Annotated in this window: 17 protein-coding genes and 3 pseudogenes; all 20 read right to left on the bottom strand. The window is 58.0% G+C overall.

Going from position 1 to position 13055, the window contains the following annotated elements:
• Nucleotides 1–33: 33 nt before the first annotated feature.
• On the bottom strand, nt 34–174 hold the full coding sequence (locus V3224_RS10245; RefSeq protein ID WP_334470285.1) for a hypothetical protein: 141 nt from the start codon (nt 172–174) through the stop codon (nt 34–36).
• Nucleotides 175–178: 4 nt separating this feature from the next.
• Nucleotides 179–253: a hypothetical protein gene (locus V3224_RS29895; protein WP_442890188.1), complete on the bottom strand. Its 75-nt coding sequence runs from the start codon at nt 251–253 to the stop codon at nt 179–181.
• Nucleotides 219–386 carry a phage major tail tube protein gene (locus V3224_RS10240; RefSeq protein WP_334470283.1) on the bottom strand — a complete coding sequence of 56 codons (168 nt, stop codon included), beginning with the start codon at nt 384–386 and terminating at the stop codon, nt 219–221. The genes V3224_RS29895 and V3224_RS10240 overlap by 35 nt, the downstream gene beginning before the upstream one ends.
• A gap of 44 nt (nt 387–430) precedes the next feature.
• A pseudogene (locus tag V3224_RS10235) lies at nt 431–1835 on the bottom strand (phage tail sheath subtilisin-like domain-containing protein).
• A 318-nt stretch (nt 1836–2153) separates the two neighbouring features.
• Nucleotides 2154–2498, bottom strand: a complete 345-nt coding sequence (locus V3224_RS10230; RefSeq protein WP_334470282.1) for a hypothetical protein — start codon at nt 2496–2498, stop codon at nt 2154–2156.
• The gene (locus V3224_RS10225; RefSeq protein WP_334470280.1) at nt 2473–2973 is read right to left on the bottom strand and encodes a Gp37 family protein; all 501 of its coding nucleotides are present in this window, start codon (nt 2971–2973) and stop codon (nt 2473–2475) included. The genes V3224_RS10230 and V3224_RS10225 overlap by 26 nt, the downstream gene beginning before the upstream one ends.
• A gap of 31 nt (nt 2974–3004) precedes the next feature.
• Entirely contained in the window at nt 3005–3274 is a 270-nt protein-coding gene (locus V3224_RS10220) for a phage protein Gp36 family protein (protein ID WP_334470279.1), read from the bottom strand.
• Nucleotides 3275–3339: 65 nt separating this feature from the next.
• On the bottom strand, nt 3340–3789 hold the full coding sequence (locus V3224_RS10215; protein WP_334470277.1) for a capsid cement protein: 450 nt from the start codon (nt 3787–3789) through the stop codon (nt 3340–3342).
• Nucleotides 3790–3792: 3 nt separating this feature from the next.
• A pseudogene (locus V3224_RS10210) lies at nt 3793–4734 on the bottom strand (hypothetical protein).
• A complete protein-coding gene (locus tag V3224_RS10205) occupies nt 4727–5800 on the bottom strand; it encodes a peptidase (protein WP_334469204.1) in 1074 nt (357 codons plus the stop codon). The pseudogene V3224_RS10210 and the gene V3224_RS10205 overlap by 8 nt, the downstream one beginning before the upstream one ends.
• 225 nt (nt 5801–6025) lie before the next feature.
• The gene (locus V3224_RS10200) at nt 6026–6481 is read right to left on the bottom strand and encodes a phage virion morphogenesis protein (protein WP_334469206.1); all 456 of its coding nucleotides are present in this window, start codon (nt 6479–6481) and stop codon (nt 6026–6028) included.
• Nucleotides 6478–7311, bottom strand: coding sequence for a phage head morphogenesis protein (locus tag V3224_RS10195; protein WP_334469209.1), 834 nt, complete (start codon nt 7309–7311; stop codon nt 6478–6480). Before V3224_RS10195 ends, V3224_RS10200 begins: the two co-directional genes overlap by 4 nt.
• Entirely contained in the window at nt 7295–8755 is a 1461-nt protein-coding gene (locus tag V3224_RS10190) for a DUF935 domain-containing protein (protein WP_334470144.1), read from the bottom strand. Before V3224_RS10190 ends, V3224_RS10195 begins: the two co-directional genes overlap by 17 nt.
• Nucleotides 8755–10071, bottom strand: a complete 1317-nt coding sequence (locus V3224_RS10185; RefSeq protein WP_334469215.1) for a phage terminase large subunit family protein — start codon at nt 10069–10071, stop codon at nt 8755–8757. The genes V3224_RS10190 and V3224_RS10185 overlap by 1 nt, the downstream gene beginning before the upstream one ends.
• Nucleotides 10068–10619 (bottom strand): DUF3486 family protein, encoded by a 552-nt coding sequence (locus V3224_RS10180; RefSeq protein ID WP_334467720.1) that lies wholly within the window; start codon nt 10617–10619, stop codon nt 10068–10070. Before V3224_RS10180 ends, V3224_RS10185 begins: the two co-directional genes overlap by 4 nt.
• A gap of 2 nt (nt 10620–10621) precedes the next feature.
• On the bottom strand, nt 10622–10933 hold the full coding sequence (locus V3224_RS10175; RefSeq protein ID WP_334467722.1) for a hypothetical protein: 312 nt from the start codon (nt 10931–10933) through the stop codon (nt 10622–10624).
• Between the two features lie 2 nt (nt 10934–10935).
• Nucleotides 10936–11259 (bottom strand): hypothetical protein, encoded by a 324-nt coding sequence (locus tag V3224_RS10170; protein ID WP_334467724.1) that lies wholly within the window; start codon nt 11257–11259, stop codon nt 10936–10938.
• The gene (locus V3224_RS10165) at nt 11256–11765 is read right to left on the bottom strand and encodes a hypothetical protein (protein ID WP_334467726.1); all 510 of its coding nucleotides are present in this window, start codon (nt 11763–11765) and stop codon (nt 11256–11258) included. Before V3224_RS10165 ends, V3224_RS10170 begins: the two co-directional genes overlap by 4 nt.
• A gap of 106 nt (nt 11766–11871) precedes the next feature.
• Nucleotides 11872–12516 (bottom strand): annotated as a pseudogene (locus V3224_RS10160) (transglycosylase SLT domain-containing protein).
• Nucleotides 12513–12866 carry a putative holin gene (locus V3224_RS10155; protein WP_334467728.1) on the bottom strand — a complete coding sequence of 118 codons (354 nt, stop codon included), beginning with the start codon at nt 12864–12866 and terminating at the stop codon, nt 12513–12515. The pseudogene V3224_RS10160 and the gene V3224_RS10155 overlap by 4 nt, the downstream one beginning before the upstream one ends.
• Nucleotides 12867–13055 lie beyond the last annotated feature (189 nt).

Raw genomic sequence — 13055 nt, 5'->3', positions numbered from 1 at the left:
CTCCGGCACCTCATGCTGCTTAAGCTGCCCAGACTATTTTTGCTGAACAATCACCGTCATAAACACCGCGACGGGTAATTCATCCTGGCGACCCTGTGCCGGGTTATAGCGCTGCAGGCTACCGCGACATTGCAGCGGATACGCCTTGAAGGGATTGGCGGTACGCAGCGCCACTTCTTCATACAGGCTGGGTCCAGTGAATCTCCCCTTCCAGCTTGTCAAACCCCGCCGGTAACTGAATTTTGCCTATCATCCCCAGCGCCTGATGCTCCTGCTGCAACGACGTTGATTTCCGGTAGCTTGATTTCTTTTTCCCGACCTATCAGGCTATTGCCGTCCAGGTAGACGTTGGCATTGGTCATAAAATGCAGTGCATTGCCCGCCATCATCTCCTCCTTATCGTTATCTTATTGACCCTGTGGCGTCACGCTCATGTGGAAACCCCACTTTTCAGGAAGGTGAGATAGTCATTAGTGATTTCCGTCTCAAAGGTCAGGTGCTCCATCGGCGGCGGTGGGGTGTATTTGTAATTCAGTTTCAACTGCCCCAGACTGAGCGCATCCTTGGTGTCTTCGCCGGGTCATACCAGCAGTGAAAACCCAGCAGCGCCCCATCGGCAATCAACCTCCGACCATAGCCATTCACGGATTCGGTCAGCGCATCAATCAGCCCCTGATTAATGGGGCGATCAATATATTGCAGACTGAAATGGCGGATAGATTCATTAATCATATCCCCGGTGCGCCGCACATTTTCAAAATTCTTCAGATGCGTCACGGTCGGCCAGGCCGCGGTGCGATTGCCCCACAGGCGTAATCCGCTACCAAAGCGGTTAAACACCGTGGTAATGCCGTTCTGGTTAAGCAGATTGACCTCGCTATTGGCATCATCAATGCGCGCACTTAACGGGCGCTCAATCCCGACAATGCCCATCAATTCCTGATTGGAAGACGACCACCAGAACCCTTTTCCCGGTCAATTTTTGCCCGCAGGCCGCCGCGCGCGCTGAGAGCGGCTCCAGACGATTCTGATTCGTCGCCTTGTCATAGACCTTGACCTGCGGATAACACAGGCGTACCCGGTCAGAGGCGGTATTAAAATTATGGTGCCCTTGTGGCCCGCGTCCGGCTATCGGCCTGGGCAAACGTCGTCCCCGCAGGCGCATCAATATAGGCGATGGCTTCACAGGGGTGCGCCAGGGCAATCATGGCGGCAGCCACCGCATTTTGGTGCGAGAAGCCGGGCACAATCAGCAGCTTTGGGCGAAAGCCAAACAGGCTGTCGGCATTTTCCAGTGCTTTCAATGCCGGTACGCTGGTCGGCGGCATTGGTGGCACCCAAAACGTCAGCGGCGGTGATTTTTGAGACATCCGGGGTGTTATAGGTCACACTGACGGTGGCCCCCTGGGCAATACCGCCGGTGGTAACACGGGTGACGTTGCCCGTTGCGGCGGCCATGGTATAGTCGGTCGCCACCTGATAGGGGGTCTGCCCATCGACGCTTTTCACCACCATATCGCCCACGGGTAACTGGCTCAGTGTGGCACTGTGGTGCGTGCTATCGAAGGTGACACTTTCTGCGGTTATCGTTTTCTGATGGCTTTTGGGGTCAAACACATTGACCACCAAAACGGTCCCGACACCGTGGTCATTAGATAGCGCGCAATGCCTGTGGCAGGGTAAATCCACTTCGCTCATCGCCAACTGCGCCGCATCCTCTTCCGACAGGCACAGGGTCAGGGTATTGACCGGGCCTTTGGGCGCGGTACCCGACCAGGCCAATCACGGACTGATTTTCCCGTTTTGACCGGACGGGTCCCGCGTTCATATTTCAGCGTATCGACGCCGTGATGTGTTCTCTACTCATGGGGTGACCTCGTTACTTTTGGTGTCTGCTGGTACTTTGCCGCGTTTTCTGGCGGGCATCGCTAACGATGAGCTGACCGGCACTTCGACGGGTTTGGCCTCATCAGGGCGGGGAGCAGCGGTGTCGCCCGATGAGGTGATTGCCGGTGCCAACGGGTGCAGCCACGATGGGTTTGACGGGGGTTTCCTGCTTCCTGACCCAGAAAGGTTAAATAGCCCTGGGCTTCCAGCCCCAGCACATAATCGTTATCCATCGGCAAGGTCACTTCCTGACCCGGGCCAGAACATCACATCCAGGATGCGGCCATCCGGTAAACGTAATGAAGGCACCCCCCCATCTGTTCGCCGTCATAACGATAACGGGCCGGTTTGCCGGTCGGCTGTTGAGCCTGTTGTGATCGTTGTTCAAAATCAGTCAACGGTTTTGCCGGTTCAACGGGCGGATCGGGATAATCAAAGCCCAGAAAAGTCAGATAGCCCTGCGCTTCCGAGCGAGACAATAAACGGATGATCGACACGGCACAATCGACCACCTGACCGGGATAAAACATCACATCCTGGGTACGGCCATCATCCAGACGCAGGGGGGGCCCCATATTCGGGGATTCACCGTTGTAGCGAAACTTCGCCATAGACCACCTCATTACTTTCTGTCTTCATGAACTCTTCCCGAGTACGCGGTAAGGCGTCGTGCGGGGCGTCCTGCACAAACCAGGTTTCTGTCGCGACCGTCAGCGCGTATTGCCATAAACCCTCCGATTGCCCCAAAAAAACCTCATCAATCAGCCACAGTGGGCGGCGACAGTCCGGCGGCATAAAGCCGCCCACCGCCTGACGCAGGGTATCGAGCAGGGCAATCGCCCCCTCGTTACCGTTAAGCTGGCGCATCACCAAGGTCAGCGTGAAATGCAGCACCCGCGGCTGAAACACCCTACCCACATCCTGAATGTCGCCAAAACGCGAGCGGGCAAAACTGAGCAGCACCGCGCCGAGCGGATGATTGAGATGAAAGGCTCGTTCCGGCTGCTCAGGAAAGAAGGTGACGTCCAGTTGCGGCAACCGCTGTTTCAGCAGGCCCAGGAGGGCGCGCATGATATCGAGCGTCATTCAAAGTCCTCCAGTAAGGCCGCCGGGGCCGCTAAAGCGCGCCGGACGGGCGCGGACATGAAAAGCCCCCGGCTCGGGGAGCACCTGACCACTTGCGGGCGATACCTAACGTCAATTTTCCGTCACGCAAGGCTTCCAGCATTTTCAGGCTGCCGCGATACACCTCTTTTATCGCCTCGGGCAGTTGGCCTTCGGGACGACGCAGGTACAATCGATGCGTCACCAGATTGACCGCCATATCGCGCAGTACCGTGGGAACGGTCTGCAAGCGGCAAGACGTAACGCCCGCGCAGATCAGCATCAATCAGCTCATCGGCATAGCGGATAGCGTCGCTCAGCCACCTTGTCGTGAATCACATTGGCAGGCTACCCATCAGCGCTTCGCCTGAGACATCCTGCGTCAACCGAACCAGCGTATGGTGTGAGAGCAATTGCCCGATATCCTCCAACGTGCAGTAGGCCATCAGATACCTCTGACCATGCGGATAATCTCGCAGCGGCGGTGGCGGCATCCAGGGCCACGCCCACCGTTGAAGCGGGCAGCCCGCCACCGGTTAATGCGCTTTCTGATACCACCCGGCCTTCACTGTCGGCCTTGAGCAGTTCACCGGCGCTAATCGCGGCACCGGCTTCTACCGCCATGATGCCCAGCACATTAATCGGTACGCTGTCGCCTTTTTTACCGGAGACCTCGGCGACACCGAGTTCCGTCCCGGTGCCCTTAAAGGGTTTTGCCGTGATGCTCACCAGACGATGGACGGTTAACTCCTCCACTGCCACCACGGTCGTGGTGAGTACCACCTGTTGCGTCACCATGTTTTACGCTCCTTTAATGCCACTAATCAGATACCCGGCCTCACTGCCCACCACCGCGACCTTGTAAATATCGGTGTAGCGGATATTGACCACCTTGCCGCCAACACTGTCAAAGCGGTCGGCCAGGGGCATTCCCTGCCGGCGGAAGGTATAGCCAAAGGACGGCCTATGCTCATCCGCGCTATCACTGCCCGCAGAGGCGGGGACTGACCACATGCAGCATCAGGTTATCTTTCCACAGGTCGGTGGAGGTTTTACCGTCTTTCGCCAGCTGAACCGGCGCGCCAATCAGCACCTCATCCACCTGGAATAAATCTTTTAACATCTCGGTGGTGATACGTTTGCGTTCATTCCCACCCCAGCGCGTCTTGCAGCACCTTATGAAAGCGCAACAGCGCCATCACGCTCGCCCCCATGGTAATGACGTTGGGTCGCAGTCCAATATTGGCCCGCACCACTTCCATTCCGGCTTCAATATCTTTCAGCGGATCGCCTTTTTCTTTATTCCAGGCGGCATCGCCGGTCAGGGCCTTTTTTGCATTGCTGGCATAGACCGAGGTCGATTGCGCCAGCTCCGCCACATACTGCTCACCGGCGCAGCAAAATACCGTCGGTGGCGCGTTTAATCGCCTTGATTTCTTCATTGAACATCGATTCCGCCTGTTCGCGGTAATCGACCGGCACCGCTAAATCATGCTCATCGAGCACGATATCGGTAAACGCCTGTTTTTCTCTTAACAGGATATTGCTGTTGGCCCCGACCGCGCGTTTGGTTTCATACAGCGCCAGCCGTCCTTTACCAAAGGTCGGTACCTTAACGCCTTCTTTTTCTACCCTGACGAGAGGAAACAGCTTCTCTCCAATCAGGCTGGCATTGCGGTATTCAGCGGCAATGTGGGTCAGCACCGGGTCGTTGGCCCGTTTGCTTTTTAAATAATCAGACATGGGACTCTCCTGTCAGGCAGCGTTTCACCGCCGCTTCGTAAGGCATGGACTCACGCGCCTTAAGCGCCATCGCCTGTTGATGCAGCGCATCCGGATCGGCGGCCTGCTCAGTAAAGGCAGCGCACCCTTGCGGTGTAGCGCGTCTGCCCGGCACCGCCTGTGGGCGAAAATCAACCAGCGGGGCGGATGAGGTCAGCAGCGATTTAACCGCTTCTACGAGCGGACGGGTGTGACTGCCTTCGGTAAACTCCAGCGGTTTTTCGCTGTGGGTCAACGCATCCAGTAACGCGACAATCACCGGCTGTCCCGCCGGGGCCAGTCGTCCGTCGTTCATCAGCGTTTCGGCAAAGGCCACATTGGCGTCATGAGCGACTTTAGCGGCCTGCGCGGCTTTTTCGGCCTGATGAGCGCTGAGCTGTTGCTTTAACGCCGCGTTCTCAGCTTCCAGCTGTTTTTCGGTTTCGGTTTTTTCCACAGTAAGGCTCTCCGTTGTGGGATAAGGGTTGACAACCCCAGGCTCAGAAAAGGCCAGGGTCTCGGTGGTTAGCGCAGGGGGTTCAGATGGAGTACCCACATAGTGGCTCAGTAACGCCCGTAGCCGAAGTAGCAGCGAGTCGTGGCTGTCATCCCGATCTTCGGTAAATTCCACCACCCCGTCCTCGGTATCTGCAAAAGAGACCGCGCGTAGCCCTTTGACAGCGGGCGGCTGTGCGCCAAGAAAACCGACATGGCGTAAATACAGGGCACCCGGTGCCGGATTATTCGGCGCGTGGGGTAAATAGAACGACGCCGAGATTTTTTTGTAGCGGCCCGCCGTCACCAGTTCAGAAAAAGCCGGATCAACCTGCTGCGGCTCTGCCAACAAATCACGTCCTTGCGCCGACAGCTGTTTGATCCAGCCGTAAGCGGGCGCATCGGTAGTCGGGTGACCGGTCACTATCGGGGCTTCATGTAACGCCGGATCGTAGGCATCCGCACAGGCGCGTAAATCCTGCTCGCTGACGTTCAGTACCTGCCCGTGGCTATCCGTATGCCGACCGCGCGTAAAAATATGCAGGGATTTCATGGCACCTCCATTAACATCATGGCAGCAGTGTATGCCAGGTCGGCGCATTTCCCTTTTAAAGGGCTTTAAAGATTTTCATTTGAATATTTTTGATGACAGAAGAATGCGGCGGCGGCTATCGGGGATAACCGCGTCAGGAAGGGGTTTATAAAGCTTTATAAAGGGCGGAAACGTCCTCGGGTATCGCGTTGTATCCTTTAACCACCCGAGCGCGTCAGGCAGCGCTTAGCGGAGGCTAGCCTGTTGCAAATAATCAAGCACCTCATCGAGCAGCTGGCGTTTGACTTCAGCCTGTAGCTGTCCCCCCTCGGATACCGGCAGGTAAGGGCGCGGGGGCAGCGTCACTGACCCACCCCGCCCCGCTTTCCCGCCCTGTTGATGGATACGTGCATAAACGCGATTCGTGCCGACCCGTGCCTGATGCGCATCATAGTCCGGCGTCACGCTGCGGCGTAAATACCCGTCCTGGGAGAGCGTCATGCCCTGGCGGGCGAGGGCCGCAACCGACGGCTGCCAGCGTGGCCGCCCCTGCGCCTCAAAGTTCAGGTCAGTAGCGGTTTTCAGCGTTTCAGACCAGCGTCGCATCAGCGGGGTCAGGTCGTAAGCGGCGTTCTCCAGGCGCTTTAGCGCCTGTTTCAGGTCGTTATCGGTTATCTCAACCGACAGGAGAGTGGGTTTCATTGAGTGCCCCCGAGTGCTTTGCTAGCGACGGCGTGTAACGGCCCCTGATAGCGGGTTAAGTCCGGTCGATACCCTTCACCGGGGTTATACGACCAGCCGATATCCGGGGAAAACACCGTATGATTGTCAAGTGTCAGCTGGGCCACCGGCTGCATTTCGCCGGTTTTGCGCGAGACGACTTGCAACGACCAGCGCAGACGGTCGCCGGACGTTTCCACCGTGAGTCCTCGCGCTTTGATGTCCCGTTCAGACAGGGCTATCACGCTGCAGCGACAGCGCCAGCCATTGGGCGGGTAGAGTGCACGCCATACCGGGTCATCGGCAGGAAACACCCGGCCATGCAGCGCCAGGTGGCTTTTGCGGGTGCGGTTATCGCGTATTGCCACATACATCCAGTAGGGACGCGCCGCAACATTCTCCCGCATTTCTGCCCAGCGCCCGGCGTTGTACAGGGTAGTGAGATTGGTGCGGTAAATCGTCTCCAGTCGCGGCGGGCTGCCTAATTGCACCGTGACCGGCTGCCCGCTCACGGGGTCGGTGCTATCCTGCTCCCCCCACCATCCCTTGGCCTGCAGTACCGGGGTCAATTCCTGAGCAAACCACTGGCCGGTTTTGCCTTCCGCCAAGGTGGTTTCCAGCGCCTGATAAATGTCCTGCAGAATATCCAGTTGTGTCACCTTGGCCACCGTCGCGCTCTGGGCATGGGCCTGCTGCCAGACATCCTGCCAGTCCCAGGAAAAGGTAAAGCCTTTGGCTTTCAAGTAGGCTATCGCCCGTTTGGGCGGCAGGCTAAACAGTGCCGTCAGTGCGTTATCATTGAATGTCGGCATGTAACCTCCCCCAGACGTTGGCAACAAACATCACCCTGGCCAGGGTTTCCTGTAGCGCCTCTGCCTGCATCTCGGGGTAGAGTGCGGCCAGTTTTCCCCTCAGTTCGCGGGGAGCCACACCGGATTGTACGGCTTGAAATAACGGTGACAGTAGTGGTTGTAGCGTCTTATCTAACGAGCCATCTTTCATCAGGCTGTCTAGGGCACGGTCAAGCTGTGCCTGGGCATCGGATGCGGTCTTGGTGTCGTTCTCGGCAAAGATCAGCGGCGGTGCGGCGGAAGAGGTGGCGTGTGGCGCGCTTTCCATCAGCAAATCGCCCGGTTGCAGGCCATATTCACGCTGATAGTATTGCGCGCTGAAAAAGCCTGCCGTTTGCGCCAGACTCTGGTCACGTTTGGCCTGCACCTCATCAATGGTCTCCTGCTCCCACAGTCGCCAGGTCGGCACCGGCACATCACCAAAGTTCAGTTCAACCAGCCAGCGAATCACCTGATTCACCGCACTCATCACCATCACCGCATCGCCATCGCGGATATCGGCGGCCACTTCCAGCCCGGCCTGGGCCGAGGCGTGATTGGTTTCGGCTTCGGTAGTCTGGTTCTGGCCCAAGAGCGCAATGGTAATTTCACTGCGCGCCATCTCAATCAGGTCTTTATACAGACGGCTCGACGCACCTTTGGTGGCGGGCTCCTTGAATTCAATACTGCTGTCATCCGGGATAACCGCCACCGCATCCTGCACCATCTGCTCGAGGGAGTGCAGCAGCGGGCTGATATGCGCCTGGTCCTGGCTACGCGGATGATACCCCACTACCCAGGGGGTGCCGTATTTTTCACTAAAGCGCATCCAGAACGACCAGCCGGCCTTCTTGAACGTCACCGGCCAGAAGCACAGCGACAGGTCGGCAAAGCCGTAAGGGTTATCAAAGGTGGCGTCTTGCGTGGCCACCACAAATTTGCGCGGCGGTAATAACTCGCCCGCCAGTCCCGACTGCTGGGCCTGAAAGCGCAGGCGATTCTCGGTATCAAAGGTAAACCACTCCGGTGGCTTGCCCACCACATCGGTGACCACCAGATGGCGACCGTCTTTTGCCCAGGTCAGTTCGGCGGGTTGATAGCCAAAAAAGGCCGCCTCCAGCAGCTCCCCAATGAGGCGGTTCATGTCCCACTGTGCCAGCCTCTGTTCAATAAAACGCACCACAGGCGCAGGTGCCTGCCCCGGCTCCAGTCCGCGCTCCAGGCATTTGACCGCCGATTTACGCCGCCGGATACTGCTACCCACCAACGGCTCAGCGCGTAACTGGCGGTAGACGCTAATCGCCTGGCCTCTGGCGCGTAATATCGGGTCGGGATTGGGTAAATGGCCGAACAGTTGACCCAGGCCCGCCGGACTGCGGGCGCGGGTCGCGATGTCACTGAACAACGCTTTTTTATCGACAATCATCAATATCCCTCCAGCAAGGATGAGGCCTGACGTGGGCAACAGGAGTAAGCCCGTACTGGCCCCTGCGGCTGGTCGGCAGCGTTAAGCGCTAAAAACAGCGCCCAGGCACGGTCAGCGTGCCCGGCGGCATCGCTCTCGGCCACAAAACGCGGCGCGCCAGTCGGACTCATCACTTTTTTCAGTTTATGCAAATCGGCCCGTAGCGCCCCGTCTCCTTGCGGCAAACGCAAGCGCCGGTCTTCAAACACCTCTTTACCGCGTGTTGCCAGCGTCAGCTTGTTGCTGGGCGTGAATAACACCCCTTCGACCCGCGTGCTGCCATGACGGCGTTTGGCATCTTCCACCGGCTTTTCGCCGAGACCAGTCTGGTCGATGCAGCACCGCAGTACCCGGTAGTGGGCAAAGACCGCATCGAGCAGCGCATCCTGTTCGGCAAAGGGGGCACGCTTGCGGGTAATGATGTCGCGCGTCCAATACACATCGCCCACCTGTTCAATCACCCATATCACAAACAGGTCATGGCGCAGACCGATATCGATACCGACAAAACAGGGGCCACCCTGATAGTGCTCAGGCTTGCCCGCCTGCGGGTGTTCAACGCCATCAATCAGGTCATAGGAAAGCCAGGCGGCGGCTTCATCCAGCCAGTGCAGTTCAAATTCCTGCGCCCAGGCGTCTTCATCATTGAGCGCCTGTTTGAGGGCGGCCACATCCCGTGGCAGGCCGTCTTTGACCGCCTGGTAAATATCGACCCGATGGCGCGACCAGACGCTGTCCAGCGACGGGTCGGTCATCAGCTCATAAAACTTGTTGCCCTTGCCATTGGGGGTGGAGGTGACGCGCAGCTTGTAGCCGTTCGATATCACCGGAAAAAGCGCCGCCCAGATTTTGCGACTGTCGGCATGAAAGGCAAATTCATCGAGAAACACATTAGCGGCAAAGCCGCGCGCCGTATCGGGGTTAGCCGGGAGTGCAGTAATGCGTGAGCCGCCGGGCAGCACCGCCTCCAGCAGGGTGTAACGTTCGCTGCCTGGGCCTTTTACGCTGCCTTCAATTTCACGGATAGCCAGACCGTAGGCCTGACAATGTTTTTTCACCCCTTCTTCCATCGCCTCTTTGGCCTGGCGCTCACCGCGCGAGAGAATGACCCAGCGGGTGCGACCGCCACGGGCCTCGGTCTCAAAGCAGTCGTCAACCAGCTCTAGCGTGGTGGTAAAGGTTTTGCCGGTCTGACGGGCAAACTGGCCGATTTTAAAGCGCGACCGGTCGAGCAGCCAGTGCTGTTGGTAAGGGTAGAGTTCAGCATTTTTGCTCATGCGATAATCCCATAAATTTCTTCACGCACCCGCTTCAGGGTCTCCAGACTGACATGTCCCTTGCCTTGCTGCGCTGCTTCCTGCTCCAGCGTGGCCATTTCCGCGCTGATTTTTTTAAGCTGGCCTTGCAGTTTTTTCAGGCTGACGCTGGCATGAATAATCGGGGCCAAATTTTTCGCCATGCGGGCAAAACGTTCAGCCCGTTCAACCGGCGACCCCGCTTCTTCCTTGATGGTTTGTGCCTCCAGCAGGCTATTGAGTAATTCAGTCTGCACCAACGCCATAATGGATTCTGAGCGGGTATCCTGGTCATCGGGCGCACCCTTGGTCAGTTGCCGCGCCGCTTCAGTCGCGTCACGAATGGCGGCAAAGCGGCGTTGTACCTTCTGGCCATAACGAGAAATTTGCGCCCGACCGATGCTATAGCCTTTCTCACGCAGCAAGGCTTCCAGCTCCCGGTAGCCACTGAAATTACGCTCGGTCAGCGCCCGGTCGAGCCATTCACGCACCGAGACGGGCAAGACTTCGATATGACTGCGCGGTGCCATCGTCACTCCCTCCAGTATTTGGCCGGGCGGGCAATGCCGGGGATATCGTCGGTGACGTATTCCACCAGATTGACCCCTTCCGGCGTCAGCGTGGCCGTCCATGAACGTGCGGGCGGTCGGGTCAGGCGAACCAGACTGAAGCCCTCAAGGAACAGCAACTCTTTTTGCAGCTCCAGCATGGTCATGTCCGGGTAAAGCGAATGGCCCACATCCCACAGTAGCCGGTCATTGGCCGGATACGGCCGCGCCTTGTTGACCACCTGCAGTAACACCCAGCGCAACCCTTCGCGGCGTGCCTGTTCGGTCTCTATCATTCTTATCCTCCTGCCACCTGACGCAGTTGTATCGTTTCCAGCTTCTGGTAAATCGCGTCTAACCGGGACTCCACCACCTGCTGATAATGAATAAATTCGTCGCGCCGGACGTAACGTTCCGGCACCTCCACTTTGAATTCCAGTACCTCGCGCTCAAGGCGTACCCCTTTATCGGACGCCTCGCGCATCAACCGCTCCAGTGATGCAAACCGTTCGGCCTGACGCTTTTCGGTCTCGCGGATAAACCAGCGGGCCAGCCCCGCGAGAAAGCCCGCCAGCCCAAACAGATAGCTCACCAGTACCCAAAAATCGACCTGTAATGTCATGGTGTTAATCCTTCAATATAATCCAGTAATCCATTGACCTGTGCCCGCCAGACCTGACATTGCTGCCCGTTGTCGGTGATATTGGCGAGGATATCACGCTGGGTAACTGGACTCGGGGTGTGTCGCTCGCCAGGGGTCTCAGCTGACCGGGTCGGGTTGCCAGTGCCGCCGGTAAGGGCGGCAACGCCTGAACCATCAACGTCTGACAGCCCGAGGGCGGCGTTGTAGTGCTGCACGAAGCCACGAGTAAATACGCAGGACATAGCATGAGGCTGGCCTTTTTCATCCCGCCAATGTTGGGTAACATCCTCTATCCGCCTTGTTAAGTGTTGGGTTTTGTCACGAAGTTGCGCAATGCGATTCAGGTAGTCCTGTTCAGCCTGATGCGCCAGCTTCACCTGATGGGCAAATCGTTGTTGCAGGGCTTGCAGGCTTTGCGCGGCCTGCTCGGCGCGCTGTTTTTCCTGCATGGCAAACGTCTCGCGCAGCTGACTGAGGGTTGCCACGCACCGTTCGGTTGCGCGACCTGCGCCTTGCGTGTAGCCGTGCCACCAGATACCCGACAGCAGCGCCATTACCAGAACCCCGCCGAGGCTTTTCAGGCTGACTGCACTAAACACAGCTTGCCCCTCCCCAGGTCAGGTAACGCGGTGCCAGGCTTTTTAAAATACGGCGGGGATAATGGCGATTCTCACGCCAGGCACTCACGCGACGTCCGGCATTGACCCGTTCAATGTGGTGAAACCAGCGCCCACTGTCGTGACCGAGACGTTTGGCCAACTGAAGGTCACGCTGCACCCAGCCCAAACCGCCGTTGTAGGCCGACAGGGTCATCGCCATACGTTCACAGCGATTGACCGCCGATAATCGTTGCCATAGCTAGTTATCAAAACTCACCACCGCACGTAAACTCCAGCTGGGATTGAGTGGCGCTTTGGCCGCCAGTGCCGGCATTACCTCCCCAATCCAGGCCGTGGTCGCGGGCATAAACTGCCCCAGACCCTGCGCACCGATACGGTTGGTGATGGCCGGCTGCCAGCCACTTTCGTGCTCAATCTGGGCGGCAAAATCCGCCACTGGCGCATTAAGCCCCCACACCAGACGGGCGTTGCGTATCAGCTCAGCCCGGTATGGCAGTGCGGCTTGTGGGGGACGCGCCGCATCGGCATCAAGCGCGCCACCAAGGAGCACTATCAGCAAAAGGAATAACAGCCATCCGGGGTCGCCCTGCGGACGTTGATAGCGGTTCATGGTCATAACCCCATCGCCACACTCAGACACACTGCTGCCACAATCACCGCGCGACGCAGTTGGGCTGCCGCAAACACCTGATGGCAGCCGCCGCGTACCGGATGTCGACCCTGTGCCACCTCCGGGTGGTCATGGTGCAGATATTGACCGGGGCGGGCCTTGGGGAACAGCGAACGGTCAAGCCAGTAACCCACGACTGCCGCCAGGGTGATTAAGGCCAGCTTGTAGAGCACCACCGGCAATTGCTGCGGTGAGACCAGGCCAATCACCAGCAACAAACCAGCCGCAGTGAGCAACCAGCCGCCGAGGCGTGGGGTTTTAAAGGGGGGTAACATCAATTTTTTTCGGGTTTTCATGGCGGTCTCCCTCAATATCAGGCAGACAGTGTGACAAGGCAGTGCGCTAAACGCTTTTAAAGCGGTTTACTAGTGGGGATAGCCGGTAGTCGCTAGATTACGCTCAGCAATTGCCCCGAATGGTGCAAGGGAAAAAGCGCGACCCACCCGGTGCACGAACACCGGACAGGCCGTCAACACACAGACCCG

The sequence above is a fragment of the Arsenophonus sp. PmNCSU2021_1 genome (genome assembly GCF_036919435.1).
GTDB classification, from domain to species: Bacteria; Pseudomonadota; Gammaproteobacteria; order Enterobacterales; family Enterobacteriaceae; genus Arsenophonus; species Arsenophonus nilaparvatae.
This window is presented reverse-complemented; position numbering and strand designations above follow the sequence as displayed.

What these genes read in the sequence shown, in the direction of transcription:
- V3224_RS10155 (WP_334467728.1), bottom strand. Translation starts at nt 12,866, where the DNA reads ATGAAAACCCGAAAAAAATTGATGTTACCCCCCTTTAAAACCCCACGC.
- V3224_RS10240 (WP_334470283.1), bottom strand. Translation starts at nt 386, where the DNA reads ATGGCGGGCAATGCACTGCATTTTATGACCAATGCCAACGTCTACCTG.
- V3224_RS10220 (WP_334470279.1), bottom strand. Translation starts at nt 3,274, where the DNA reads ATGCTGATCTGCGCGGGCGTTACGTCTTGCCGCTTGCAGACCGTTCCC.
- V3224_RS10205 (WP_334469204.1), bottom strand. Translation starts at nt 5,800, where the DNA reads ATGAAATCCCTGCATATTTTTACGCGCGGTCGGCATACGGATAGCCAC.
- V3224_RS10175 (WP_334467722.1), bottom strand. Translation starts at nt 10,933, where the DNA reads ATGATAGAGACCGAACAGGCACGCCGCGAAGGGTTGCGCTGGGTGTTA.
- V3224_RS10225 (WP_334470280.1), bottom strand. Translation starts at nt 2,973, where the DNA reads ATGACGCTCGATATCATGCGCGCCCTCCTGGGCCTGCTGAAACAGCGG.
- V3224_RS10230 (WP_334470282.1), bottom strand. Translation starts at nt 2,498, where the DNA reads ATGGCGAAGTTTCGCTACAACGGTGAATCCCCGAATATGGGGCCCCCC.
- V3224_RS10185 (WP_334469215.1), bottom strand. Translation starts at nt 10,071, where the DNA reads ATGAGCAAAAATGCTGAACTCTACCCTTACCAACAGCACTGGCTGCTC.
- V3224_RS10190 (WP_334470144.1), bottom strand. Translation starts at nt 8,755, where the DNA reads ATGATTGTCGATAAAAAAGCGTTGTTCAGTGACATCGCGACCCGCGCC.
- V3224_RS10200 (WP_334469206.1), bottom strand. Translation starts at nt 6,481, where the DNA reads ATGAAACCCACTCTCCTGTCGGTTGAGATAACCGATAACGACCTGAAA.
- V3224_RS10215 (WP_334470277.1), bottom strand. Translation starts at nt 3,789, where the DNA reads ATGGTGACGCAACAGGTGGTACTCACCACGACCGTGGTGGCAGTGGAG.
- V3224_RS10195 (WP_334469209.1), bottom strand. Translation starts at nt 7,311, where the DNA reads ATGCCGACATTCAATGATAACGCACTGACGGCACTGTTTAGCCTGCCG.
- V3224_RS10170 (WP_334467724.1), bottom strand. Translation starts at nt 11,259, where the DNA reads ATGACATTACAGGTCGATTTTTGGGTACTGGTGAGCTATCTGTTTGGG.
- V3224_RS10180 (WP_334467720.1), bottom strand. Translation starts at nt 10,619, where the DNA reads ATGGCACCGCGCAGTCATATCGAAGTCTTGCCCGTCTCGGTGCGTGAA.